At 59.9% G+C, this 22,021-nt stretch carries 20 protein-coding genes; 7 read left to right on the forward strand and 13 right to left on the reverse strand.

From position 1 onward, the window contains the following. Window positions 1–87: 87 nt before the first annotated feature. The 8 genes from ACSFE6_RS25675 to ACSFE6_RS25710 all read right to left on the reverse strand — a co-directional run bounded on the left by ACSFE6_RS25675 (window position 88) and on the right by ACSFE6_RS25710 (window position 8,771). Entirely contained in the window at window positions 88–456 is a 369-nt protein-coding gene (locus tag ACSFE6_RS25675) for a glyoxalase superfamily protein (RefSeq protein ID WP_435430210.1), read from the reverse strand. A gap of 121 nt (window positions 457–577) precedes the next feature. Then, window positions 578–2,032 carry an N-acyl-D-amino-acid deacylase family protein gene (locus ACSFE6_RS25680; RefSeq protein ID WP_435430211.1) on the reverse strand — a complete coding sequence of 485 codons (1,455 nt, stop codon included), beginning with the start codon at window positions 2,030–2,032 and terminating at the stop codon, window positions 578–580. Window position 2,033: 1 nt separating this feature from the next. Beyond that, the gene (locus ACSFE6_RS25685; protein WP_435430212.1) at window positions 2,034–2,894 is read right to left on the reverse strand and encodes a MurR/RpiR family transcriptional regulator; all 861 of its coding nucleotides are present in this window, start codon (window positions 2,892–2,894) and stop codon (window positions 2,034–2,036) included. A 15-nt stretch (window positions 2,895–2,909) separates the two neighbouring features. Next, window positions 2,910–4,259, reverse strand: a complete 1,350-nt coding sequence (locus tag ACSFE6_RS25690) for a gluconate:H+ symporter (protein ID WP_435430213.1) — start codon at window positions 4,257–4,259, stop codon at window positions 2,910–2,912. A 197-nt stretch (window positions 4,260–4,456) separates the two neighbouring features. Beyond that, a complete protein-coding gene (locus ACSFE6_RS25695) occupies window positions 4,457–5,902 on the reverse strand; it encodes a SulP family inorganic anion transporter (RefSeq protein ID WP_435430214.1) in 1,446 nt (481 codons plus the stop codon). Between the two features lie 210 nt (window positions 5,903–6,112). Beyond that, window positions 6,113–7,006, reverse strand: coding sequence for an NAD-dependent epimerase/dehydratase family protein (locus ACSFE6_RS25700; protein ID WP_435430215.1), 894 nt, complete (start codon window positions 7,004–7,006; stop codon window positions 6,113–6,115). Window positions 7,007–7,109: 103 nt separating this feature from the next. Beyond that, complete coding sequence (locus tag ACSFE6_RS25705; protein WP_435430216.1) at window positions 7,110–8,021, reverse strand: LysR family transcriptional regulator; 912 nt, start codon at window positions 8,019–8,021, stop codon at window positions 7,110–7,112. Between the two features lie 159 nt (window positions 8,022–8,180). Then, window positions 8,181–8,771: an NAD(P)H-dependent oxidoreductase gene (locus ACSFE6_RS25710; protein WP_435430217.1), complete on the reverse strand. Its 591-nt coding sequence runs from the start codon at window positions 8,769–8,771 to the stop codon at window positions 8,181–8,183. 161 nt (window positions 8,772–8,932) lie between these two features. Between ACSFE6_RS25710 and ACSFE6_RS25715 the strand changes: the two genes are divergently transcribed. After that, a complete protein-coding gene (locus ACSFE6_RS25715) occupies window positions 8,933–9,247 on the forward strand; it encodes a putative quinol monooxygenase (RefSeq protein WP_435430218.1) in 315 nt (104 codons plus the stop codon). On the opposite strand, the gene ACSFE6_RS25720 is transcribed toward ACSFE6_RS25715, so the two are convergent. After that, on the reverse strand, window positions 9,237–10,001 hold the full coding sequence (locus ACSFE6_RS25720; RefSeq protein ID WP_435430219.1) for a sulfite exporter TauE/SafE family protein: 765 nt from the start codon (window positions 9,999–10,001) through the stop codon (window positions 9,237–9,239). The genes ACSFE6_RS25715 and ACSFE6_RS25720 overlap by 11 nt on opposite strands. A 230-nt stretch (window positions 10,002–10,231) precedes the next feature. Here ACSFE6_RS25720 and ACSFE6_RS25725 point away from each other — a divergent pair, with 230 nt between their 5' ends. Further along, complete coding sequence (locus tag ACSFE6_RS25725; protein WP_435430220.1) at window positions 10,232–11,116, forward strand: LysR substrate-binding domain-containing protein; 885 nt, start codon at window positions 10,232–10,234, stop codon at window positions 11,114–11,116. Here the strand turns inward: ACSFE6_RS25725 and ACSFE6_RS25730 are convergent. The 3 genes from ACSFE6_RS25730 to kynU form a co-directional block, all read right to left on the reverse strand. Next, window positions 11,057–12,496: an amino acid permease gene (locus tag ACSFE6_RS25730; protein ID WP_435430221.1), complete on the reverse strand. Its 1,440-nt coding sequence runs from the start codon at window positions 12,494–12,496 to the stop codon at window positions 11,057–11,059. The genes ACSFE6_RS25725 and ACSFE6_RS25730 overlap by 60 nt on opposite strands. Window positions 12,497–12,566: 70 nt before the next feature. Further along, window positions 12,567–13,877: an OprD family porin gene (locus ACSFE6_RS25735; protein WP_435430222.1), complete on the reverse strand. Its 1,311-nt coding sequence runs from the start codon at window positions 13,875–13,877 to the stop codon at window positions 12,567–12,569. A 98-nt stretch (window positions 13,878–13,975) separates the two neighbouring features. Further along, window positions 13,976–15,226 carry a kynureninase gene (gene kynU / locus ACSFE6_RS25740; RefSeq protein ID WP_435430223.1) on the reverse strand — a complete coding sequence of 417 codons (1,251 nt, stop codon included), beginning with the start codon at window positions 15,224–15,226 and terminating at the stop codon, window positions 13,976–13,978. Between the two features lie 220 nt (window positions 15,227–15,446). Between kynU and ACSFE6_RS25745 the strand changes: the two genes are divergently transcribed. After that, a complete protein-coding gene (locus ACSFE6_RS25745) occupies window positions 15,447–15,920 on the forward strand; it encodes an Lrp/AsnC family transcriptional regulator (RefSeq protein ID WP_435430224.1) in 474 nt (157 codons plus the stop codon). Window positions 15,921–16,118: 198 nt separating this feature from the next. Here the strand turns inward: ACSFE6_RS25745 and ACSFE6_RS25750 are convergent, their stop codons facing one another. Beyond that, complete coding sequence (locus ACSFE6_RS25750) at window positions 16,119–17,126, reverse strand: helix-turn-helix domain-containing protein (RefSeq protein WP_435430225.1); 1,008 nt, start codon at window positions 17,124–17,126, stop codon at window positions 16,119–16,121. 373 nt (window positions 17,127–17,499) lie between these two features. Here ACSFE6_RS25750 and antA point away from each other — a divergent pair, with 373 nt between their 5' ends. Genes antA through ACSFE6_RS25770 form a run of 4 tightly spaced genes read left to right on the forward strand, consistent with a single transcriptional unit; the run spans window position 17,500 to window position 21,871 of the window. Beyond that, window positions 17,500–18,891 carry an anthranilate 1,2-dioxygenase large subunit gene (gene antA / locus ACSFE6_RS25755; protein ID WP_435430226.1) on the forward strand — a complete coding sequence of 464 codons (1,392 nt, stop codon included), beginning with the start codon at window positions 17,500–17,502 and terminating at the stop codon, window positions 18,889–18,891. Continuing rightward, window positions 18,891–19,382, forward strand: coding sequence for an anthranilate 1,2-dioxygenase small subunit (gene antB, locus ACSFE6_RS25760; protein WP_435430227.1), 492 nt, complete (start codon window positions 18,891–18,893; stop codon window positions 19,380–19,382). Before antA ends, antB begins: the two co-directional genes overlap by 1 nt. An 18-nt stretch (window positions 19,383–19,400) precedes the next feature. Next, window positions 19,401–20,423 carry an anthranilate 1,2-dioxygenase electron transfer component AntC gene (gene antC, locus ACSFE6_RS25765; protein WP_435430228.1) on the forward strand — a complete coding sequence of 341 codons (1,023 nt, stop codon included), beginning with the start codon at window positions 19,401–19,403 and terminating at the stop codon, window positions 20,421–20,423. Between the two features lie 44 nt (window positions 20,424–20,467). Continuing rightward, window positions 20,468–21,871 carry an amino acid permease gene (locus tag ACSFE6_RS25770; protein ID WP_435430229.1) on the forward strand — a complete coding sequence of 468 codons (1,404 nt, stop codon included), beginning with the start codon at window positions 20,468–20,470 and terminating at the stop codon, window positions 21,869–21,871. The last annotated feature ends 150 nt before the right edge of the window (window positions 21,872–22,021 follow it).

The raw sequence follows: 22,021 nt of genomic DNA on the forward strand, positions 1-22,021 counted from the left end.
AAAAAGCAAGTCGGGAAGAGCGCTCACCCAAAGGGGTGGGTAAAAGAACCTGTGGGAGCGAGCCTGCTCGCGAAGTCGATCTAATGCTTAAACACTAATCGCATTGGTAAACACCAACCGATTTCCAAACGGATCGCTGATGGTCATGTCCTGGCTGCCCCAAGGCATGGCCTGGATGTGCGGGCGGGAGAATGTGTAGTCCTTGGCCAGCAGTTGCTGCTGGAAGGCTTCCAATTCATCGGTCTCGATGCGCAGGGCCGAGCCTGGTGTCGCATCGCCGTGGTGTTCGGACAGGTGCAACACACACTCGCCACGGGAAACTTGCAGGTAAAGCGGGAAATTGGCTTCGAAGCGGTGCTGCCAGTCGATCTTGAATCCAAGGAAGTCGACGTAGAATTCCACGGCCTTGGTTTCGTCGAAGATCCGCAGGATCGGAGTGGTTTTGCCGAAGCTCATCAAGTTGCTCCCAGACAGAAATAGCCCTTAGCGTAGCCGGGCTGTACGTCAGCGGATCGGCTTGGTGAAGGCATTCTTTAATCTCAATATGCCATCACTGTGACGCACCGCCCAGAACGGACTAAAAGCCTTCGCGCAAGTCCCCTTCCCGCGCCAGAAACCGACCTTCCCGGCGTCCGTTCGCCTGACCGTCGCGGTAGCTCAGCACGCCGTTGACCCACACACCTTCTACGCCTTCGGCGGCTCGTTGAGGATCGTTGAAGTCCGCCACATCGCGGATGGTCGCCGGGTCGAATAGCACCAGATCCGCCCAATGGCCTTCGCGGATCTCGCCTCTGCCCTTCAAGCCAAATCGCGCCGCAGACAGCCCGGTCATTTTGTGCACGGCGGTGTGCAGCGGGAACAGGCCTACGTCGCGACTGAAATGTCCGAGCACTCGCGGGAAGGCGCCCCACAGGCGCGGATGTGGAAACGGATCTTCCGGCAAACCATCGGAGCCGACCATCGACAGCGGATGCGCGAGGATTCTGCGCACATCGTTCTCGTCCATTCCGTAATACACCGCGCCGGCCGGTTGCAGCTGGCGGGCGGCGTCAAGCAGCGACAGGTTCCATTCGGCGGCGATGTCCATCAGGTCGCGACCGCCCATTTCCGGGTGCGGCGTGGACCAGGTGATGGTGATGCGGTGGGCATCGGTAACTTGCTTGAGGTCCAGGGTCGAAGAACTGGCCGCATACGGATAGCAGTCGCAGCCCACCGGGTGGGTTTTCGCCGCGAGCTCCAGCGATGCCAGCAGTTGCGGACTACGTCCCCAGTTACCGGCGCCAGCGCATTTGAGGTGGGAAATGATCACCGGGGATTTCGCGTGGCGGCCGATCTGGTACGCCTCGTCCATGGCCTCCAGCACCGGTTCGAATTCGCTGCGCAAATGGGTGGTGTACACCGCGCCGAACGCCGTGAGTTCTTCGGTCAATTGCATGACTTCGTCGGTGGAGGCCGAGTACGCGCTGGCGTAGGCAAGACCGGTGGACAAGCCCAATGCGCCAGCCTCGAGGCTCTCGCGCAGTTGTTCGCGCATCGCCGCGATTTCATCCGGCGTGGCGGTACGAAACAGGTCATCGAGGTGATTGCTGCGCAACGCGGTGTGCCCCACCAGCGCCGCCACGTTCAGCGTGGTGTTCGCCGCTTCGACGGCGGCGCGGTAGTCACTGAACGTTGGATAAACAAAGGCCGCCGAGGTGCCGAGCAGGTTCATCGGGTCCGGCGGATCACCGCGCAAACTCACCGGTGAGGCGCTGATGCCGCAGTTGCCGACGATCACCGTGGTCACGCCCTGGCTGAGTTTGGGCAGCATCTGCGGCTGGCGGATCACCACCGTGTCATCGTGGGTGTGCACGTCGATGAAACCCGGCGCCAGCACATGGCCTTGGGCGTCGATTTCCTCGGCGGCGCTCGCCTCGCGCAAGTCACCGATACGTTCGATGCGACCGTTGAGGATCGCCACGTCAGCGGGGTAACCAGGGGTGTTGCTGCCATCGATGATCAGGGCGTTGCGGATCAGCGTGTCGTACTGCATGTCAGTCTCCCAGCGGCAGGTGATCGTCGCCGCCGCGGTAATCGTCCAGGGCGAGTTTGATCCGCCGCAGACGCTCTTGATTGTCTTGAGGATTGGCCAGTGCCAGCTCGGTGGCAAGCACATCGATGGCCAGCAGCATGCCGTAGCGTGCCGCCGTCGGTTTGTAGATGAATGAGGTTTCAGCGCTCTGCAGCGGCAGGACGATGTCGGCCAGTTGCGCCAGCGTCGAATCGCCACGGGTGATGGCCAGAATCCGTGCGCCGTAGCTGCGCGCCAGCTCCACCGTTTCGATCAACTCCGGGGTGATGCCAGTCAGCGAGCAAACGATCACCACGTGTTCGGCGCTGAGGCTGGAGGCCGTGATGCGCATCATCACAGCGTCGTGGCACACCGCGATCGGATAACCGAGGCGCACCAGGCGCACTTGCAGCTCATCACTGCACAGGGTCGAGCAGCCGCCCATGCCGAAGGCGTGAATCATTCGCGCCTTGCTCAGCAGTTTGACCGCATCGGCAAAACGCACCTCATCGAACGCTGCCAGATGCTGGCGCAGGGTCGATTCGATATCACCGACGATCTGCCCATAGAACGCCGATTGCTCGGGCGTGCCTGCCGGATCGAGAAAACGGCTGCCGACGCCGCTGGCCTGGGCCAGTTGCAGACGCAGGTCACGCAAGTCACGGCAGCCCACCGTGCGGGCGAAACGCGACAGCGTCGCGGTGCTCACCTCCGCCCGCTGCGCCAGCTCATCGAGGCTGGCGGAAGCGGCGAAGCCTACGTCCTCGAGCATCAGGCGGGCGATGCGTCCTTCACCGGCGCTGAAAGAATCCTGGCGGGCGCGAATCTGGTAAAGGATGTCCATGGCAAGCGGCTCCGGTTAAATCAGGTAAGAAAGGCCAACGGTCAGGCCGAAGGCGACGAGCGAGATCAGGGTTTCCAATACGGTCCAGGTCTTGAACGTCTGGGTCACCGTCATGTTGAAGTATTCCTTGATCAACCAGAAGCCACCGTCGTTGACGTGGGAAAAGATCACCGACCCCGCACCCGTTGCCAGTACCAGCAATTCCGGGTGCGGATAACCCAGGCCGATGGCCACTGGCGCGACCACGCCGGACGCGGTGGTCATGGCCACGGTGGCCGAGCCGGTGGCAATGCGCATCAATGCGGCAAACAACCAACCCATCAGCAGTGGCGACAGGTGAAATTCATGGGCCAGGCCAACGATCTGGTCGGTGACGCCGGCGTCCACCAGAATCCGGTTAAGGCCGCCACCAGCGCCCACCAACAGGGTAATGCTGGCGGTCGGTGCCAGGCATTCGTTAGTGAACTTGAGGATCGACTCGCGATTGAAGCCCTGAGCAATACCGAGGGTCCAGAAGCTCAGCAAGGTCGCCAGCAGCAGCGCGATCACCGAGTTGCCGATGAACAGCAGAAACTGGTTGAAACCTGTACCCGGCGTGGAAATCAGATTGGCCCAGCCGCCGATCAGCATCAGCACCACCGGCAGCAAAATGGTCGCCATGGTGATGCCGAAGCCCGGCAGGCTGTCACGGGGTTCGCGTTCGAGGAACTGGCGCTCCAGCGGGTTCTCCGCCGGCAGTTGAATGCGCGGCACGATGAATTTGGCGTACACGGGACCGGCGATGATCGCCGTGGGAATACCGATGGCAATCGCGTACAGCAAGGTCTGCCCCACCGACGCCTGATAAACCTGCACCGCGAGCATCGCCGCCGGGTGCGGCGGCACCAGTGCATGCACCACAGAGAGACCGGCAACCATTGGCAAACCGACCATCAGGATCGACACGCCTACCCGTCGCGCCACAGTAAACGCAATCGGCACCAGCAATACGAAACCAACTTCGAAGAACAGCGGCAGCCCGACCAGGAACGCGATGCAAACCATCGCCCAATGCGCGTTCTTTTCGCCGAAACGGTCGATCAGGGTCCGCGCCACCTGCTCGGCGCCACCGGACTCGGCCATCATCTTGCCAAGCATCGTGCCCAGCGCCACCACCAATGCGATATGCCCCAGCGTCTTGCCGACCCCGGCCTCATACGCCCCCACCACGCCGGACGGCGGCATCCCCGCCACCAGCGCCAGGCCGATGGAAATCAGGGTAATGACAATGAACGGGTTGAGCCGGTAACGGGCGATCAGAACGATCAGGGCGATGATGGCGATGGCGGCATACACCAGCAGCCAATAGCCGAAAGACAGGGTCATGCGGTACTCCTCGAGAGGGTCACGTCGAAAGTTTTGTGAAACTCTTAAAACATTTCGAAGCGTGAAACTCAAACGAGGTGAAAGTAATTTTCGTGCAGAGGTAAGGAGTGTCGTTTTTAGATATGTTTTGTCGCTAACAATGAAAATCGCCCCAGCGAATTTTCATTATTAAGATCAAAAGATCGCAGCCTTGCCGCTCAGTCGTGAGCAACATGCGCACGCTTGAGCAGCTTCTTGCAGCGCTCGGACAGGTGCAGCACCCGCAGGTGCTTGCCAGCCTTCTCATATCGCTCGCGCAACGTCTTGAGTGCTGCGATGGCCGAGTAATCAACGAAGCTCAGATGACGACAGTCGATGGTCACTAGCGGCGGGTCATTGGCCGGATCGAATTGATTGAGGAAAGGCGTCGTCGAGGCGAAGAACAGCGTGCCGTGCATCAGGTACAGCTTGCTGCCGTCGGCTTCCAGATGGCTGTCGGCATAGAGTTCGCGGGCCTGTTGCCAGGCGAAATTCAGCGCGGCGATGATGATCCCGCACAGCACTGCCGTGGCCAGGTCGGTAAACACCGTGATCACCGTGACGGCAATGATCACCAGCACATCGTTGAGCGGCACCTTATTGATCACCCGAAGCGAAGCCCAGGCGAAGGTTTGTTGCGACACCACGAACATCACCCCGACCAGCGCCGCCAACGGAATGCGTTCGATCAACGGCGACAGGAACAGGATGAACAATAGAATCGCCACCCCGGCCACCACACCGGACACACGGCCACGTCCGCCGGAACTGAGGTTGATCATGGTTTGGCCGATCATCGCGCAACCGCCCATGCCGCCAAACACGCCAGACGCGATGTTCGCCGCCCCCAGCGCCACACATTCGCGATCAGGGTAACCACGGCTCTCGGTGATTTCGTCGGTGAGGTTCAGGGTCAGCAGGGTTTCCAGCAGGCCCACCAGTGCCATCAGGATCGCGTAAGGGGCAACGATACGCAGGGTGTCCAGGTTCCATGGAATTTCGGGCAAGGCAAAGGTCGGCAAGCCACCGGCAATGTGAGCCATGTCGCCCAGGGTGCGGGTCGGCAGACCCAGCAGATAAACCGCCAGCCCCACACCCAGAATCGCCGCCAGCGCTGGGGGCACCGCGCGGGTTACGCGTGGCAGCACGTAGACAACTGCCATCGTTACCGCCACCAGGCCGATCATGATGTACAGCGGCGTGCCGCTAAGCCACGCGTCTCCGCTTTTGAAGTGTTCCAACTGCGCCAGGGCAATGACAATCGCCAGGCCATTGACGAAGCCGAGCATCACCGGGTGCGGCACCATGCGTACCAGTTTGCCGAGTTTCAACACGCCAAACGCCATCATGATCAGCCCGCCCAGCAATACGGTGGCCAGCAGATACTGAACACCGTGCTGCACCACCAACGCGACGATCACCACCGCCATCGACCCGGCGGCACCGGACACCATGCCCGGGCGCCCACCGAACAGCGCGGTCAGCGTGCAGATGATGAACGCGCCATAGAGTCCCATCAGTGGATTGAGGTGAGCCACCAGCGCGAAGGCGATGCATTCGGGCAGCAGGGCAAAAGACGTGGTGAGGCCGGCCAGGGCATCGGCGCGCAGGTGTTTTGGTTTCATGGGAGGACCGCAGGGAGTAGCGAGAAAGAATGTGCGGATGTTACGGAATCGAGGGCAGCCCGGCCAGTTGTTGCGACGCTGAAATAGCCTTCGCGGGCAAGCCCGCCCCCACAAGGTCCTGTGTCGATCACAAAATGAGTGAACGACACAAAACCCTGTGGGAGCGGGCTTGCCCGCGATGAACGATGACGCGGTCTACAGCGAACTCAATCACACCATTTCTTTAAGAATCCACTCCACCACCGAAGTCCGCTTCGGCACCCACCCCAACAATTCCCGCGCCTTCTTGCCGCGCACCCGGCTGTTGGAGCCCAGGCCATAGTTGGCCATTTCATACCCCCACTCGGCCTCGGCTTCTTTCAGCGGCCAGTCTTGCGGCTCACCCAGGTTCAGCGCATGCGCCATGGCCGTGGTCATGTCGATGAACGACGCTTCACCGCTTTCGACGAAGTAGAAAGTGCCAGGGATGTTTTTGGTCAGCGCCAACAGGTAAAGCGACACCACGTCTTCAATGTGCACGTTGGACCAGATGTTCCGACCGCTGCCAACATGGCGCACCACGCCGCTTTGGCGCGCCTGTTTGAGCAGACGCGGCAATTGCACGCTGTCGCGATGAACGCCCAGGCTGTGGCCGTAGATCAGGGTGTTACAAATGACTGCCGAGTTCACCCCGTCCTTGGCCGCGCCCAGGATCAGATTATCGATGGCCACGCGGGCGGCCTTGTCCACGGTCGGTTCCGGCAGGTTGTCCTCGAAGTAAATGACATCACTGGATTTACCACCCGAAGCATCGCCGACGATGCTCGAACCGCTGGTGTGCAGCAATACCTTGTTGGAGCCGCGCAAGGCATTGAGCAAGGCTTGCACCGCACCGCGATGGTCGCTGCTGGCGGCGTTGATCACGGCGTCGGCGGCACGGGCCTGTTCGGCGAGCAACGCGCTGTCGTCCAGCGTGCCGATTACCGGAGTGATGCCCAACGCCCTTAGCTCATCGGCTTGTTCGGCGTTGCGCACCAGGCCGGTGACGCGGTGACCGGCCTTGATCAGGCCCGTGGCGATGGATCCGCCAATAAAACCGGCCGCGCCGGTAACGAATACGTTCATGAGGAAACTCCCTGCGTTGGTAAGTGATACAACGAGTATCCGGGAGCGCTCCCCGCCGAAAAATCCCCGCCAGCCCAATTCACTCTTGCGCAGGGATCACGAATCAGCCCTTGAAATCCTCACTCGCATACAGCGCCAACTTGCCTTGGATGAAATCCAGGAAACACTGAATCCGCAAGGCCAGTTGCGAGTTACGGTAGTACACCGCGTTGATCGGCTGGCGATAGCCACTGTTGAACTCGGCCAGCAACACCTTCAAGCGCCCGGCACGAATGTCCTCGATGGTCATGTAATGCGACAGGCTGGCGATGCCCTGGCCTTCCAGCGCCAGGTGACGGATGGTCTCGCCGCTGGAGGCGCTGAGCGAGGCTTCGATCGGCCAGCGATCACCGTGCACGTAACGCAGCGGCCACTGGTTCAGGCCCTCGTTCTGGGTAAAGCCCAGCAGCGTGTGGTTGGCCAGGTCGGCCACCGCCGTCGGCGTGCCGTGCTTTTCCAGGTACGCAGGACTGGCGACGATATGGATCGGGCTGCACCCCAGCGAGCGGGCGTGCAGGGTCGAATCGGCGAGTGTGCCAATGCGGATGGCGATGTCGGTGCTTTGCTCCAGCAGGTCGATGATCAGGTCATTGCTGTTGAGTTCGAGTTGGATATCGGGATAGAGCCGGCGAAATTCATCAATGTAGGGCACGATGGCGTGCAGCATGAAAGGCGACGCGGCGTTGATACGCAAGCGTCCTGATGGCGTTTGCTGGCGAGAGGACAAGCGCTCTTCGAGCTCATCCATCTGATCGAGAATCCGCTTGGCCTGCTCGAAGAAATACTTGCCCTCTTCAGTCAGGTCCATGCGCCGCGTAGTGCGGTTGATCAACGTCGTATCGAGCTTGGCTTCCAGACGCGACAAGGTGCGGCTGACCGCCGACGGCGTCTGCCCGACCTGCTCGGCCGCCGCAGAAATCGATCCGCATTCAATTACGCAAACGAAGATCTGCAACTCATCGGATCTGGCTTTCACGGGTGTCCCTTATCGATAGTCCTGCGCCATTAAACAATGGCGATGAGACAAATGTGGCGAGGGGATTTATCCCCTCGCCACAAAAGCCTATCACTACAAAAACTCATATCCACAAAAGCCCAATCGCCACAGGTTCAGACTTTCGATAGTAGCCGAGCTTCAAGCCTTGAGGCCAAACACCTCGGTCAAATGCTGCTCATAACGCGCCACATCGCCCTCGATATTCGGGCGTTTCATCACGTCCACGCACAGGAACGTCGGCAACCCCGTCATGCCCAGGAACTCGTTGGCCTTGTGGAACGGGAAATACACCGCATCCACACCCTTGGCCTCGAAGAAGTCGGTCGGGTCATCGAAGGCTTGCTGCGGGGCGTTCCAGGTCAGCGAAAGCATGTACTGCTTGCCCTGGATCAGACCGCCGCTGCCGTATTTCTGCGAAGCGTCGGAACGGGTGCGGCCGTCGCTGGCGTAAAGGCTGCCATGACCTTCGGTGAAGACTTCGTCGATGTACTTCTTGACGGTCCACGGCGCGCCCATCCACCAACCGGGCATCTGGTAAATGATCACGTCGGCCCAGAGGAATTTGGCGACTTCTTCGGCGATGTCGTAACCCTCGTCGATGAAGGTGGTTTTGACATCCAGCCCGCCACGGTCCAGCACGCTCAGCGCGGCTTCATGCAGAGTCGCGTTGTAGCGGCCATCGGAGTGAGCGAATTTTTTGCCGCCATTGAGCAACAGGACTTTTTTCATGGAGATCTCGGGAAGGTCAGAAATGGGATGGCGGCAGAGTAACGATCCGGCTCGCGCGGAATAAGCACCGATCTCGCAAAATTCATTTGACCTAAACGCACGAATCGACAATCGATTGTTGCCTTAGACTGCGGCCGATTCTGACTTGAGGAGTGATGTTTATGAGTGAAATGCAAGGCTTCATCCTGCACGCCAAGACCCGCCCGGAAAAATCCGACGCCTTCGAAGCGTTTTTCAGCGGCTACGTAGAAGCCAGTCGCGCCGAACCTGGCTGCATCGAATACCACATGCTGCGCGACAAACAGGACCCGACCCTGTTCATCTTCTACGAGATCTGGCAATCCCAGGCGCACCTCGATGTGCATTCGAACCTGCCGCACATGAAAGCGTTTCTTGCACAGCGCGACGAGTACCTGGAAAGGGATTTCGAGATTCGCGCCATCGAGATGATCAGTCCGTCCTCCGCTACCCGCTGATCAGTAAGTGGCCACCGAGCAATCCAAGGCCAATGAAGAACACACGCTTGAATAGCATCGCGCTGATCCGCTGGCGCAACCACTGCCCCAGTAACATGCCGGACACCGCCGGGATCAGCGCCAGCAACGACGCACTCAACTCGCCACCGCCGAGGGCACCACCCCAGAACAGCCCGCCAGCCAGGGCCAGGGTCGAGACGGTGAACGACAGCCCCAACGCCTGCACCAGTTCATCCTTGTTCAAACCCAGCGCTTGCAGGTAAGGCACGGCCGGAATCACGAACACCCCGGTAGCCGAGGTGATGACGCCGGTCAGCACTCCGCAGAGCGGACCGAGCCAGCCTTCGTTGCGCCCGTTGATACGCAGGGTTGGCAGAAACAAACCGCTCAAGGCATAGAGCAGCAACGCCGCCCCCAACCCCCGTACCACCCAATGCCCACCGGCCATGCCGATCCACAGCGTGCCCGCTCCAGTGCCGATGAAGATCGCCAGCAGCATCGGCCACAGCCGTTTGATCAGCCCCGACAGATGCCCGCCAAAGGCCAGTTGCCAGACGTTGGTTAGCGTTGCCGGGATGATCAACAAAGCGGCAGCCTGCGACGGTGCCATAGCCAGACCGAGCAAGCCCATGGCGATGGTTGGCAAGCCGAGACCAATCACCCCCTTGATCATGCCGGCCAGCAGGAAGGTGGCGATGACCAGCAGCGACAGGGCCAGGCCAAGATTCTGGTAGTACGTGGCGAGTGTGTTCATGGGGCCATGGTGAGGCCGCGAGGGGTGATTGAAAATCTGCCATATACTGAGGGTGCCTCTTACATAACAAGAGGCTGAAGAAAGGGTTGTGACTACTGACGCCATCGCGGGCAAGCCCGCTCCCACAGGTTGTGTGGTGTACTCACAATTGGCGAACGACACAAAACCTTGTGGGAGCGGGCTTGCCCGCGAAGGGGCCCGCCAAGACAACACATGACCAAAGGCTGCCCATGCACTTCGACCTCACCGACCTGCGCCTCTACCTGCACATCCTCGACACCGGCAACATCACCGCCGGTGCCGCCCGCAGCCACCTGTCCCTGGCAGCGGCCAGCGCGCGCATCCGGGCGATGGAGTCATCACTGGGCATTGATTTTCTGGAGCGCGGCCGGCGCGGTGTTACGCCCACTCCGGCGGGAAAGGCCCTGGCGCAGCATGCCAGGCTCCTGCTGCAACAAGCCGAGCGTATGCAGCAGGATTTGGCCGAGTACGCCAAGGGCGTCAAAGGCCAGGTGCGGTTGTTGTGCAACACCACTGCGATCACCGAGCACTTGCCGGAAATACTGGCGGACTTCCTTTGCCGCCACCCCAACCTCGATATCGATTTGCAGGAAATGCCGAGCCTGCGCATCGTCCATGCGTTGCGCCAGGGCGCGGCGGACCTGGGCATCGTCTCCGACGCCGTAGACACCCACGCCCTCGAAACCCTGCCCTTTCGTGACGATCCGCTGGTGCTGATCATGCCGGTCGGGCACCCGTTGGCCGAGGGCGCAACACCACGTTTCAGCGATACGTTGCAGTACGACTATGTGGGCCTGGCGACCAACAGCGCCCTGGCGGTGTATCTCGAAGAACAGGCCTTGCATGCAGGCACGCGCCTGCAAATCCGCATCCGTGCGGAAGGCTTCGATGGCGTGATGCGCATGGTGGCTCGCGGTGCCGGACTGGCGATCGTGCCGCTGGCGGCGATCCAGCGACGGCCCATCGATCAATCCTTGAAAAGCTTCACCCTGGAAGAACCCTGGGCACAGCGAAAACTACTGCTGTGCACCCGCTCATTCACCGACCTGCCCGGCTATGCCAGAGCCTTGCTCGACGCGTTGCGTGCCCAGTGAGGCCGGTTCGGACTTTCTGAAGAAAACCCAGTAGACAACCGTCAGCAACAGCAGGAACGGCACCCCGAACACCAGGGTCATCTTAAAGGCCTCGGTGAAATAGGTGGTGATCATCACTGCGCCCATCAGCAGCAAGCCCAGCAACGTCGTGTACGGAAACAGGCGCATGCGGAACGACAATTTGCGCTCGCCATGACGCTGGTGATAGCGGCGGAAACAGTAGTGCGTCAGGAAAATCATGAACCAGGTGAAGATGGCGCCGAACATGGAGATGGCCATCATCAGGGTGAACGAACTTTCCGGATACAGGATGTTGAGCAAGGTCGCCAAAGCGATACCCGAGCTCGACAGCAGCAGTGCGTTCAGCGGGATTCCGGTCTTGCTCAATTTGCCCATGGACTTCGGTGCATAACCACCACGGGACAGACTGAACATCATGCGCGTGGTGATGTACAACTGACTGTTCATCGCCGACAACGCCGCAATCAGGATCACGAAATTCATTACGCCGGTCGCGCCGGGGATACCGATCGCCTGCATGACCGTGACGAACGGGCTCTGGGTCTGACCAGCCTGGACCCACGGCACGATCGCCAGCATCAACGCCAGGGTCAGCAGGTAGAACACCACCAGCCGCACCATGGTCGCACGAAAGGCCTGCTTCACCGCCCGCTCCGGGTCCTTCGCTTCACCGGCGGCCACCGCGATCATCTCCACGCTCAGGTAGCTGAAGATCGACACGATCACCGCCACCCACATACCTTGCAGGCCATGGGGGAAAAAACCGTCGTGAGCAGTGTAATTGTGCACGCCGTACTCAGGGTTGCCGGAGCCGAACACCACATACACCGCCAGGATGATGAAGCCGACGATGGCGCCGATCTTGATGGTCGAGAACCAGTATTCGAAGGTGCCGAAAGTCTTCACGCTGATGGCGTTCAGCAGGATCAGCACACTGGAGAACGAGACGATCCACACCCACTCCGGCACGTTGGCGAACCAGTACTTCATGTACATCGCTACCGCCGTGACTTCGGTGCCGACCGCCAGCACGATGGCTGCCCAATAGGCATAGCGCACCAGGAATCCGGCCAGCGGACTGACGTAGAACTCGGCATAGGCGCCGAACGATCCCGAGGTCGAATGAGCCACGGTCATTTCCGCCAGGCAGCCCATCAACAGCAAGGTGATGATCGCGCCAATGGCGTAGCTGAGTAGCACGCTCGGTCCGGCATAGCCGATGGCGTAGGCACTGCCCATGAACAGCCCGGTGCCGATCGCACCGCCGATGGCGATCATGCTCATCTGCCCCGACGTCAGCTGGCGCCGCAAGCCGTGTTCACGGTTGGATATCGTTTCAAAACCGGCGTTATCGGTCATGTTTATGTCCTCTGAATATTGTCTTTCTTGAAGAGCACGTCGTAGTTGGGGCAGTCAGGGATCACAGGGATCAGAAAATACTCAGTGGATACTCGATGATGACCCGGACTTCGTTGTTGTCCGTGGTGTCCGCCCGGGCCACTTGGGCCGTCGAGCGCACACTGGCCTGGCGCACCCGCACCGACAGATCCCTGGCCGGGCCCGATTGCACGACATAGCGTGCTTCGAGGTCGCGCTCCCAGCGCTTGCCGTCATCGCCGTAACGCCCATAGGCGCCATTGGGACCGCCATCGTAGTGGCTGTCGTCGATATGTTCACCGCTGATATAGCGCGACATGAAACTCAGGCCCGGCACGCCGAAAGGCGCCATGTCCAGGTCGTAGCGCAATTGCCAGGAGCGTTCGTTGGGGGCGTTGAAATCGAGCACCTGAACCGAGTTGGCAAGGAAGATCGACGTGCCCGGCTGCTGATCGAAGCCCAGGTAGTCGAACGGCTCGTCGCCATCGACCTGCTGGTAAGCCAGGGTCAATCGATGGGCACCGAATTTGTACGCTGCGGCCAGCGACCAGGTGGTGTTGTCGATTTCGCCAGCCAGGCGCTGGCCTTCGTCATAGGTACGGTAAATATTGAAGTCCAGGTTCAGCGACCGGCCTTCATCGAGCACAAAGGTGTAATTGGTATTGGCGTAGTACTGACGCCAGATATCGGTGAACTGCGAACCGTACAGGCTGACGCTCAGTTGATCACTCAGGGTGTAGCTGCCCCCCAGGTAATCGACGCTACGGGTTTCCACCCCGGCATACAGGGCCTTGAGCGCACCATCGTCATTGGTCGAGTTACCGTCGTTGCCGGACGTGAAGTGGCCGATGTCGAGTTGCAGTTCCTTGAGCTCGTGGCTGGTCAACTGAAAGCCGTTGGCCACGGGCGTGAACAGTCGCGCATTGCCGGTGCCGAACACCGGATTGAGCGGCGTCAGGTTGCCGTACTTGAGTTCGGTGCGGGAGATCCGCGCCTTGATCGCACCACCGGCTTCGGAATACTCATCTTCGGGACGACCGTCGGAGTCCACCGGCAGCAAACCGGTGCCGGTTCGTCCCCTGCCGCTGTCGAGCTTGATACCCAGGTTCGCATAGGCATCGACGCCGAAGCCCACCGTGCCCTGGGTATAACCGGAGCGATAATCGAGCATGATCCCGTGGGCCCATTCGTCCCGATAATTCTGCCCACCCGGATTGTTGAGGTTGTTGCGATAGAAATAGAAGTTGCGGTTAGTCAGGGTCAGGCTGCTGTCTTCGACGAATCCATTGTCGGCGGCATGGGCCATTGGCCCCAGGCAACTGGTGATGGCGAGCGACAAGGCAGGCCAGTGGGACAACTTCATTCTGCGTGCTCCTTATTATTGTGTTTGCACAGAACTCGTGACAGCCGAAGCCCTGCCGCCGGGAAATCCCCGGCAGCAGGACGTGAGTCATCGAAGGATCAGGTGACGCTGTGACGGACCTGGAATTGCGCTTGCGCCCAGGTTTTCTCATCGAGAATCTCGCCCAGGATCTGCACCGCATCCCAGACCTCGGTAAACGTGGTGTACAGCGGGGTGAAGCCGAAGCGCATGATCCGCGGCTCGCGATAATCACCGATCACACCACGGGCGATCAGGGCCTGGATCACCGCATAGCCCTCGGGGTGTTCGAAGCTGACGTGACTGCCCCGTTTGGCGTGCTCGCGGGGTGTGACCAGGGTCAGCTCATGGGCCGCACAGCGCTGCTCGACCAGCTCGATGAACAGGTCGGTCAGGGCCAGGGATTTGCGGCGCAGGCTGGCCATGTCGGTCTGGGCGAACACGTCCAGGCCGCATTCGACCATCGCCAGCGAAGTAATCGGCTGGGTGCCGCACAGATAGCGAGCGATGCCTTTGCTCGGCTCGTAGTGCGATTCCATGGCGAACTGCCGCGAATGACCGAACCAGCCGGATAACGGCTGCGCCACCAGATCGCATAGCGTCGGAGATACCCAGGCAAACGCCTGGGAACCGGGGCCGCCATTGAGGTACTTGTAGGTGCAACCGATAGCGTAATCGGCGCCGGCCTGATGCAGGTCCACCGGCACCGCGCCAGCGGAGTGCGCCAGGTCCCAGATGGTCAGCGCGCCGCACTCGTGGGCCAGCGTGGTCAGTGCCTGCATGTCGTGCATGTAGCCGGACTTGTAGTTCACGTGGGTGAGCATGACCACGGCCGTGTCCTGGTCTATCGCTTGCGGCAGCTCTTGCGGACTGTCGACCAGACGCAAGGTGTAACCCTGCTGCAGCATGTCAGCCAGGCCTTCGGCGATGTACAGGTCGGTGGGGAAGTTGCTGCTTTCGGTGACAATCACCCGACGCTGCGGCGACCGTTGCGCCTGTACGCGCAAGGCGGCGCTGAGAACTTTGAACAGGTTGATCGAGGTGGTGTCGGTCACCACGACTTCACCATCGCGGGCACCAATCAGGCTGCCCAGGCGGTTACCCAGACGCTCGCTGAGATCGCGCCAACCCGCCGTGTTCCAACTGCGAATCAAGCCATTGCCCCATTCTTCGGCAATCACCGCCTGAGCCCGGGCCAATGCCGCAACGGGGCGTGCGCCCAGGGAATTGCCGTCCAGATAAATCACGCCTTCAGGCAGTGCAAACTGCTGACGCAGGGGAGCCAGGGCGTCCTGAGCATCAAGCGCCAGGCAATCGTTTCTTGTTGTCATGGTGAGTCCTGTTTTTTAAGTGAAATGCCGTCCGGGCAGATCGCAAAAGTCGCGGCGGGCAGAGCGCCAAACCCTGTGTTTCGGGTCAGATTCCCGCCGTTTCGGTGGAGAGATAATGAACGAAGCCTTGGAGAATTTTCGTGCAAAGTGAGCGGCCGTATAGTAGTTATCTCGCAGAAAATTCGAATTCAACCTCATTAACCGCGGATTTATTTCAACCATGAATCTCGACTCGACAGACCTGCGGATCCTGCATCAACTGCAACAGGACGGACGCATCAGCAACCAGGAACTGGCGGAGAAAGTCGCCCTCTCCCCATCGGCCTGTCTGCGCCGGTTGCGCCTGTTGGAAAGTGAGGGAATCATCAGTGGCTATCGCGCCGTGCTGAACGCCGAACGGCTGGGCATCGAGCTGGAAGCCATCGTCCATGTGTCGTTGCGACAGGACGTCGAGGACTGGCACGAGACCTTCATCAAGAAGGTTCAGTCATGGCCGGAAGTGGTCACCGCGTACGTGATCACGGGAGCCAGCAACTATGTGCTGCGGGTCCAGGCGCGCAACCTCAAGCACTTCTCCGATTTCATCGTCAATCACCTGAACCGCACGGCTGGCGTCACCGATATCCGTTCGGAAATCGTCCTGCAGAAAATCAAGGAGCGTGAAGAGTTGCTGGATCTGGTGGTGCGCAAGTAACGCGGATGGCTGTCCACATAAATGAATCCTGAGTCAGTGAGAATCTGTGGCGAGGGAGCTTGCTCCCGCTTGAGTGCGCAGCACTCACAAATATTGCGGTGGTTGTCTGATTTTTTTGGGGCCGCTGCGCAGCCCAACGCGAGCAAGCTCGCTCGCCACAGGAGTGGTAAGTCTCAAGAACAATTTAGGTGAACAGCATCAGCGCAGGCGGCGGGCGTCGTGGCGCTGCAAGGTCATGCTGGGGGATTCGTCGAACAGCTTGCGGTACTCGGCGGAAAAACGACCCAGGTGGGTAAAGCCCCAGCCCATGGCGATCTCGGAAATATTGCGCGCCGAACCCTGCTCGAGAATCTCCTGGCGCACGCCGTTCAAGCGGTGCTTTTTCAGATAGGCCATCGGTGACAGGGCGAAGTATTTCCTGAACGCCTCGAACAACTTGAAGCGCGACACGCCGGCCGCCGCTTCGATGTCTTCCAGATGCAGGGCCTCGCGGGCATTGTCGTGGATATATTGCCGGGCCCGGATCAAATAGTGCGGCAGCTTGACGCCCAACACTTGCCGCAGTTCCTCCGAGTAGTTGTTGGGTTGGGCGAGAATCAGCCCCTTGATCAGCGAACTTTCGATGTCCCGGGTGAAAGCCACCTGTTCAAACAGTTCGCTGCTGCGCTCAAGCTCCTCAATGAAGTAACGCGCCATGCGCCACCACGAGGCCGACGCCCCGTCGACCGCATCCATCACCGGTTCGAAACGCAGCGGTGCATCCAGCGGGCGCTGCAGCAGGCCTTCCAGCGACTCGCTCATGGCCAGGCGAGTGATCACCACCTGGACCTTGCGGCAATCGCCGGAGATCGCCAGCAACTGGTTTTCATTCGGCGAGATGATCACCCCTTGGTCGCGGTCGGACCTCACCACGCTGCCGTTCTTGCTCAACTCCTGCTCGCCCGACAGGGGCAGGCTCAGGCTGTAGCTGCGGAAGTGCTCGGGGTCTTCGATATCGATGGTGACATCGGTGCCGTATTCGATGGTGCCCAGGGTCGTGGCCATCGATTTGAACGTGTTGGCCGTGTGATGAAAACGGATGCGCTCGGGGGTCGTGGTCACCAGCCGGTGCGGCCCACAGATACCGGACATCCAGCTTCTTGCGGCTTCCAGGTCGTCGCTGTCGACACGAATATCGTGAACATGCGGATCGGTTTTGCTGCTCATCACGGTGCACCCACAGGCTATTTGTTCAGCGCGCTCTGACGGCGCGTCTCGGTCCTGAAAAGGCAAGTTCCAGACCACAAAACGTCGATGCCAACTTTACGGATAGTCATCCTCGACTAAGCGGATAAATCCGTTGGCTCGATGCAGAAAAACGCCAGCGAACCGCTCTCGACGTCTCGCAGAACAGTAACTGATTGCTGCAATCCGGTGCAGCCGTTCATCGCCTTGAGTAGTCGCTGCCCAACTCGCGACCGGCAGATTGTTACCGCCCCCATTTTATGGACTGCCTTCGCCAACAAACCGGATAGCCCCCATCTGCTCCGCTCTCTCTAATGAGCACACCGATTAGCCCCTATAAAAACAGGTAATCACCATGAGTGGCGAAAATAACGTCGAGCAGTGGAAAGCGTTTATCGAAGGCTGCCTGGATTTCCGTCCGGCCGAGGGCGTGTTCCGCATTGCCCGGGACATGTTCACCGAACCACAGTTGTTCGATCTGGAGATGGAACTGATCTTCGAGAAGAACTGGATCTACGCCTGCCATGAAAGCGAACTGGCCAACAACCACGACTTCGTGACGATGCGTGCCGGCCGCCAGCCGATGATCATCACTCGCGACGGCGACGGCCAACTCAATGCGCTGATCAACGCCTGCCAGCATCGCGGCACCACCCTGACCCGTGTCGGCAAAGGCAACCAGTCGACCTTCACCTGCCCGTTCCACGCCTGGTGCTACAAGAGCGACGGCCGCCTGGTGAAGGTCAAGGCGCCAGGCGAATACCCGGAAGGTTTCGACAAGGCCACCCGCGGCCTGAAGAAAGCCAGGATCCAGAGCTACAAGGGCTTCGTGTTCATCAGCCTGGACGTTCACGCGACCAACAGCCTGGAAGACTTCCTGGGCGATTCCAAAGTGTTCTTCGACATGATGGTCGCCCAGTCGCCGACCGGCGAACTGGAAGTGTTGCCCGGCAAATCCGCCTACACCTACGACGGCAACTGGAAACTGCAGAACGAAAACGGCCTCGACGGCTATCACGTGAGCACCGTGCACTACAACTATGTGGCCACCGTGCAGCATCGCCAACAGGTCAATACCGAGAACGGCAGCGCCTCGGGCAGCACCCTGGACTACAGCAAACTCGGGGCCGGTGATGCCAACACCGATGACGGCTGGTTCGCCTTCAACAACGGCCACAGCGTGCTGTTCAGTGACATGCCGAACCCGACCGTGCGCTCCGGCTACGCGACGATCATGCCGCGCCTGATCGAAGAACACGGCCAGCAAAAGGCCGAGTGGATGATGCATCGCCTGCGCAACCTGAACATTTACCCGAGCCTGTTTTTCCTCGACCAGATCAGCTCGCAATTGCGCATCATCCGCCCACTGGCGTGGAACAAGACCGAAATCATCAGCCAGTGCATCGGTGTGAAAAACGAATCGGATGCCGACCGCGAAAACCGAATCCGCCAGTTCGAGGACTTCTTCAACGTCTCGGGCATGGGCACCCCCGATGACCTGGTGGAATTCCGTGAAGCCCAGCGCGGTTTCCAGGCACGCCTGGAGCGCTGGAGCGACATTTCCCGTGGCAGTCACCAATGGGCCACCGGCGCCACGCCCAACAGCGAAGCCATTGGCATTGAACCGGCCATGACCGGCACCGAATTCACCCACGAAGGGCTGTACGTCAACCAGCACAGCAACTGGCAGAAATTCCTGCTCGACGGCCTGGACGCCAAATCCCTGAAACTCCGTGAGGTGCAATGATGAATGCGCAACTGCAGTACCGGATCGAACAGTTTTTCTATCGCAAGTCCGAACTGTGCGATGCCCAGGACTGGGACGCTTACGTCGCGCTGTTCGACCCGCAGAGCGAATTTCACCTGCCGCAATGGGACTCCGAGCACGTCTACACCCAGGACCCCAAGCGTGAAATGTCACTGATTTACTACGCCAACCGTTCAGGCCTGGAAGATCGCGTGTTCCGCCTGCGCACCGGCAAGTCTGCATCGGCGACGCCCATGCCGCGCACCTTGCACCTGATCAATAACGTACGGATCGACGAATTCGCCAGTGGTGAGTTGGAGGTGCGCCTGAACTGGCACACGCTGTTCTATCGCCTGGCCACGTCCGAGCAGTTCTATGGTCGCGCGACCTATCGACTCAAGCCCCACGGCGATAGCTGGCTGATCACGCGCAAGCATGTGCTGCTGCTCAACGACACCATCAACTCGGTACTCGACTTTTACCACCTCTGAATCCATGGAGACCGAGGCATGAATCACAAAGTAGCGTTCAGCTTTGCCGACGGCAAAACCCTGTTCTTTCCGGTGCAGCCCAACGAAATCCTGCTCGACGCCGCCCTGCGCAATGGCATCAACATTCCCCTGGATTGCCGCGAAGGCGTCTGCGGAACGTGCCAGGGCCGCTGCGAATCGGGCGACTACAGCCAGGACTATGTGGACGAGGAAGCCCTCTCCAGCCTGGACCTTAAGCAGCGCAAAATACTCACCTGCCAGACCCGGGTGAAATCCGACGCGACGTTTTATTTCGACTTCGCGTCCAGCCTGTGCAATGCCAGCGGCCCGGACCGGCTCAATGCAACGGTCACCGGCGTCAGACAGGTATCCACCAGCACGGCCATCCTGCATCTGGACCTGGGCACCACCACTCCGCCGCTGGACTACCTACCGGGACAATACGCCCGCCTGCGAGTCCCCGGCACCGAGAGCATGCGTTCCTATTCGTTTGCCAACCGGCCAGGCAGCCACAATCAATTGCAGTTCCTGATTCGCCTGCTGCCCGACGGGGTCATGAGCAACTACATCCGTGAGCGCTGTGAGGTTGGAGATGAGATTGCTCTGGAGGCACCGCTCGGCGCCTTTTACCTGCGTCACGTCGCCAAGCCACTGATTCTGGTGGCCGGCGGCACAGGGTTGTCGGCGCTACTGGGCATGCTCGATGAGTTGGCCGAACGCGACTGCGGACAGCCGGTGCACCTGTATTACGGCGTGCGGGACGCCGCCGATCTGTGCGAACAAGCGCGCATTGCCGCCTATGCCGACCGCATTCCGGGGTTTCGCTACACCGAAGTGGTCAGCGAGCCGTCACCGCAATGGACGGGTAAACGCGGTTATATCGCCGAGCACTTCGATGTCAGTGAACTGCGCGATGCCGAGGCCGACATGTACGTCTGCGGCCCGCCACCGATGGTCGAATCGATCAAGACCTGGCTGCAGGAACAGGCGCTGGATAACGTGCACCTGTATTACGAAAAGTTCACTGAGAGTAATATCTGACCCCTTAATTCAAGCCTGACTACAAAAACTCAGAAGGGAACGCGATGGCGGACGAAATTTTGCAAACGGGAACACTCAAGCGGGGGTTGAAGAATCGACACATTCAACTGATCGCCTTGGGCGGAGCCATTGGTACCGGGTTATTCCTGGGCTCCGCCGGAGTGCTCAAGTCCGCCGGGCCGTCGATGATCCTCGGTTATGCGATTGCCGGTTTCATTGCCTTCCTGATCATGCGCCAGCTCGGCGAGATGATTGTCGAGGAGCCGGTCGCCGGCTCCTTCAGTCATTTTGCCCACAACTACTGGGGCAGTTTCGCCGGCTTCCTGTCCGGCTGGAACTACTGGGTGCTGTATGTGCTGGTGGGCATGGCGGAGCTGACAGCCGTTGGCAAGTACATTCAGTTCTGGTGGCCGGAGGTGCCGACCTGGGTCAGCGCCGCGGTGTTCTTCGTGCTGGTCAACCTGATCAACACGCTGAACGTGAAAATCTTCGGCGAGATGGAGTTCTGGTTCGCAATCATCAAGGTCGTGGCCATCATCGGCATGATTGCCCTGGGTTGCTACATGCTGTTCAGCGGCACTGGCGGCCCACAGGCATCGGTGAGCAACCTGTGGGACCACGGCGGGTTCTTCCCCAATGGTTACAGCGGTCTGCTAATGGCGATGGCGTTCATCATGTTCTCCTTCGGTGGCCTGGAGCTGGTCGGCATCACCGCCGCCGAAGCCAGCGAGCCGCGCAAGGTCATTCCCAAGGCCATCAACCAGGTGGTTTACCGGGTGCTGATCTTCTACGTCGGCGCACTCACCGTGCTGCTTTCGCTGTACCCATGGGACCAACTGCTGCAGACACTGGGCGCTTCCGGGGATGCCTACAGCGGCAGTCCATTCGTACAGATCTTTTCCTTGATCGGCAGCGATACGGCTGCGCAAATCCTCAATTTCGTGGTGCTCACCGCCGCATTGTCGGTCTACAACAGCGGCGTCTACTGCAACAGTCGCATGCTCTACGGCCTGGCTGAACAGGGCGATGCACCCAAGTCGCTGATGAAGCTGAACAAGCAGGGCGTGCCGCTGCTGGCCCTGGGGGTATCGGCACTGATCACCATGCTGGCGGTGGTGGTCAACTACGTCGCGCCCCATGAAGCGCTGGAGCTGCTGTTTGCCCTGGTGGTCGCGTCGCTGATGATCAACTGGGCGCTGATCAGCCTGACGCACCTGAAGTTCCGCAAGGCCATGGGTCAGCGCGGCATCGTGCCGGGCTTCAAAGCCTTCTGGTCGCCGTACACTAACGTCCTGTGCCTGGCGTTCATGGCCGTGATCATTTACGTGATGTGGATGATTCCGGGCATTCGCGCTTCGGTCTATGCCATTCCGGTCTGGATCGCGATCATCTATGTGTTCTATCGGATACGCATGGCCCGCCATCGCGATCTGCCAGTGACGCAATAAGCACGCAAAAAAACGCCCCGGTATTCAGTGAATGCCGGGGCGTTTTTTTTGGCTCGTCACACGCTCCGGGCGAGCAGAGATCAAACTGTGGGAGCGAGCCTGCTCGCGAAGGCGCCGTGTCATTCGACATCATAGGCGGCTGATATACCG

This window comes from Pseudomonas baetica, from assembly GCF_051216495.1.
GTDB classification, from domain to species: Bacteria; Pseudomonadota; Gammaproteobacteria; order Pseudomonadales; family Pseudomonadaceae; genus Aquipseudomonas; species Aquipseudomonas baetica_B.

What these genes read in the sequence shown, in the direction of transcription:
- ACSFE6_RS25675 (WP_435430210.1), bottom strand. Translation starts at nt 456, where the DNA reads ATGAGCTTCGGCAAAACCACTCCGATCCTGCGGATCTTCGACGAAACC.
- ACSFE6_RS25680 (WP_435430211.1), bottom strand. Translation starts at nt 2,032, where the DNA reads ATGCAGTACGACACGCTGATCCGCAACGCCCTGATCATCGATGGCAGC.
- ACSFE6_RS25685 (WP_435430212.1), bottom strand. Translation starts at nt 2,894, where the DNA reads ATGGACATCCTTTACCAGATTCGCGCCCGCCAGGATTCTTTCAGCGCC.
- ACSFE6_RS25690 (WP_435430213.1), bottom strand. Translation starts at nt 4,259, where the DNA reads ATGACCCTGTCTTTCGGCTATTGGCTGCTGGTGTATGCCGCCATCGCC.
- ACSFE6_RS25695 (WP_435430214.1), bottom strand. Translation starts at nt 5,902, where the DNA reads ATGAAACCAAAACACCTGCGCGCCGATGCCCTGGCCGGCCTCACCACG.
- ACSFE6_RS25700 (WP_435430215.1), bottom strand. Translation starts at nt 7,006, where the DNA reads ATGAACGTATTCGTTACCGGCGCGGCCGGTTTTATTGGCGGATCCATC.
- ACSFE6_RS25710 (WP_435430217.1), bottom strand. Translation starts at nt 8,771, where the DNA reads ATGAAAAAAGTCCTGTTGCTCAATGGCGGCAAAAAATTCGCTCACTCC.
- ACSFE6_RS25715 (WP_435430218.1), top strand. Translation starts at nt 8,933, where the DNA reads ATGAGTGAAATGCAAGGCTTCATCCTGCACGCCAAGACCCGCCCGGAA.
- ACSFE6_RS25720 (WP_435430219.1), bottom strand. Translation starts at nt 10,001, where the DNA reads ATGAACACACTCGCCACGTACTACCAGAATCTTGGCCTGGCCCTGTCG.
- ACSFE6_RS25725 (WP_435430220.1), top strand. Translation starts at nt 10,232, where the DNA reads ATGCACTTCGACCTCACCGACCTGCGCCTCTACCTGCACATCCTCGAC.
- ACSFE6_RS25730 (WP_435430221.1), bottom strand. Translation starts at nt 12,496, where the DNA reads ATGACCGATAACGCCGGTTTTGAAACGATATCCAACCGTGAACACGGC.
- ACSFE6_RS25735 (WP_435430222.1), bottom strand. Translation starts at nt 13,877, where the DNA reads ATGAAGTTGTCCCACTGGCCTGCCTTGTCGCTCGCCATCACCAGTTGC.
- kynU (WP_435430223.1), bottom strand. Translation starts at nt 15,226, where the DNA reads ATGACAACAAGAAACGATTGCCTGGCGCTTGATGCTCAGGACGCCCTG.
- ACSFE6_RS25745 (WP_435430224.1), top strand. Translation starts at nt 15,447, where the DNA reads ATGAATCTCGACTCGACAGACCTGCGGATCCTGCATCAACTGCAACAG.
- ACSFE6_RS25750 (WP_435430225.1), bottom strand. Translation starts at nt 17,126, where the DNA reads ATGAGCAGCAAAACCGATCCGCATGTTCACGATATTCGTGTCGACAGC.
- antA (WP_435430226.1), top strand. Translation starts at nt 17,500, where the DNA reads ATGAGTGGCGAAAATAACGTCGAGCAGTGGAAAGCGTTTATCGAAGGC.
- antB (WP_435430227.1), top strand. Translation starts at nt 18,891, where the DNA reads ATGAATGCGCAACTGCAGTACCGGATCGAACAGTTTTTCTATCGCAAG.
- antC (WP_435430228.1), top strand. Translation starts at nt 19,401, where the DNA reads ATGAATCACAAAGTAGCGTTCAGCTTTGCCGACGGCAAAACCCTGTTC.
- ACSFE6_RS25770 (WP_435430229.1), top strand. Translation starts at nt 20,468, where the DNA reads ATGGCGGACGAAATTTTGCAAACGGGAACACTCAAGCGGGGGTTGAAG.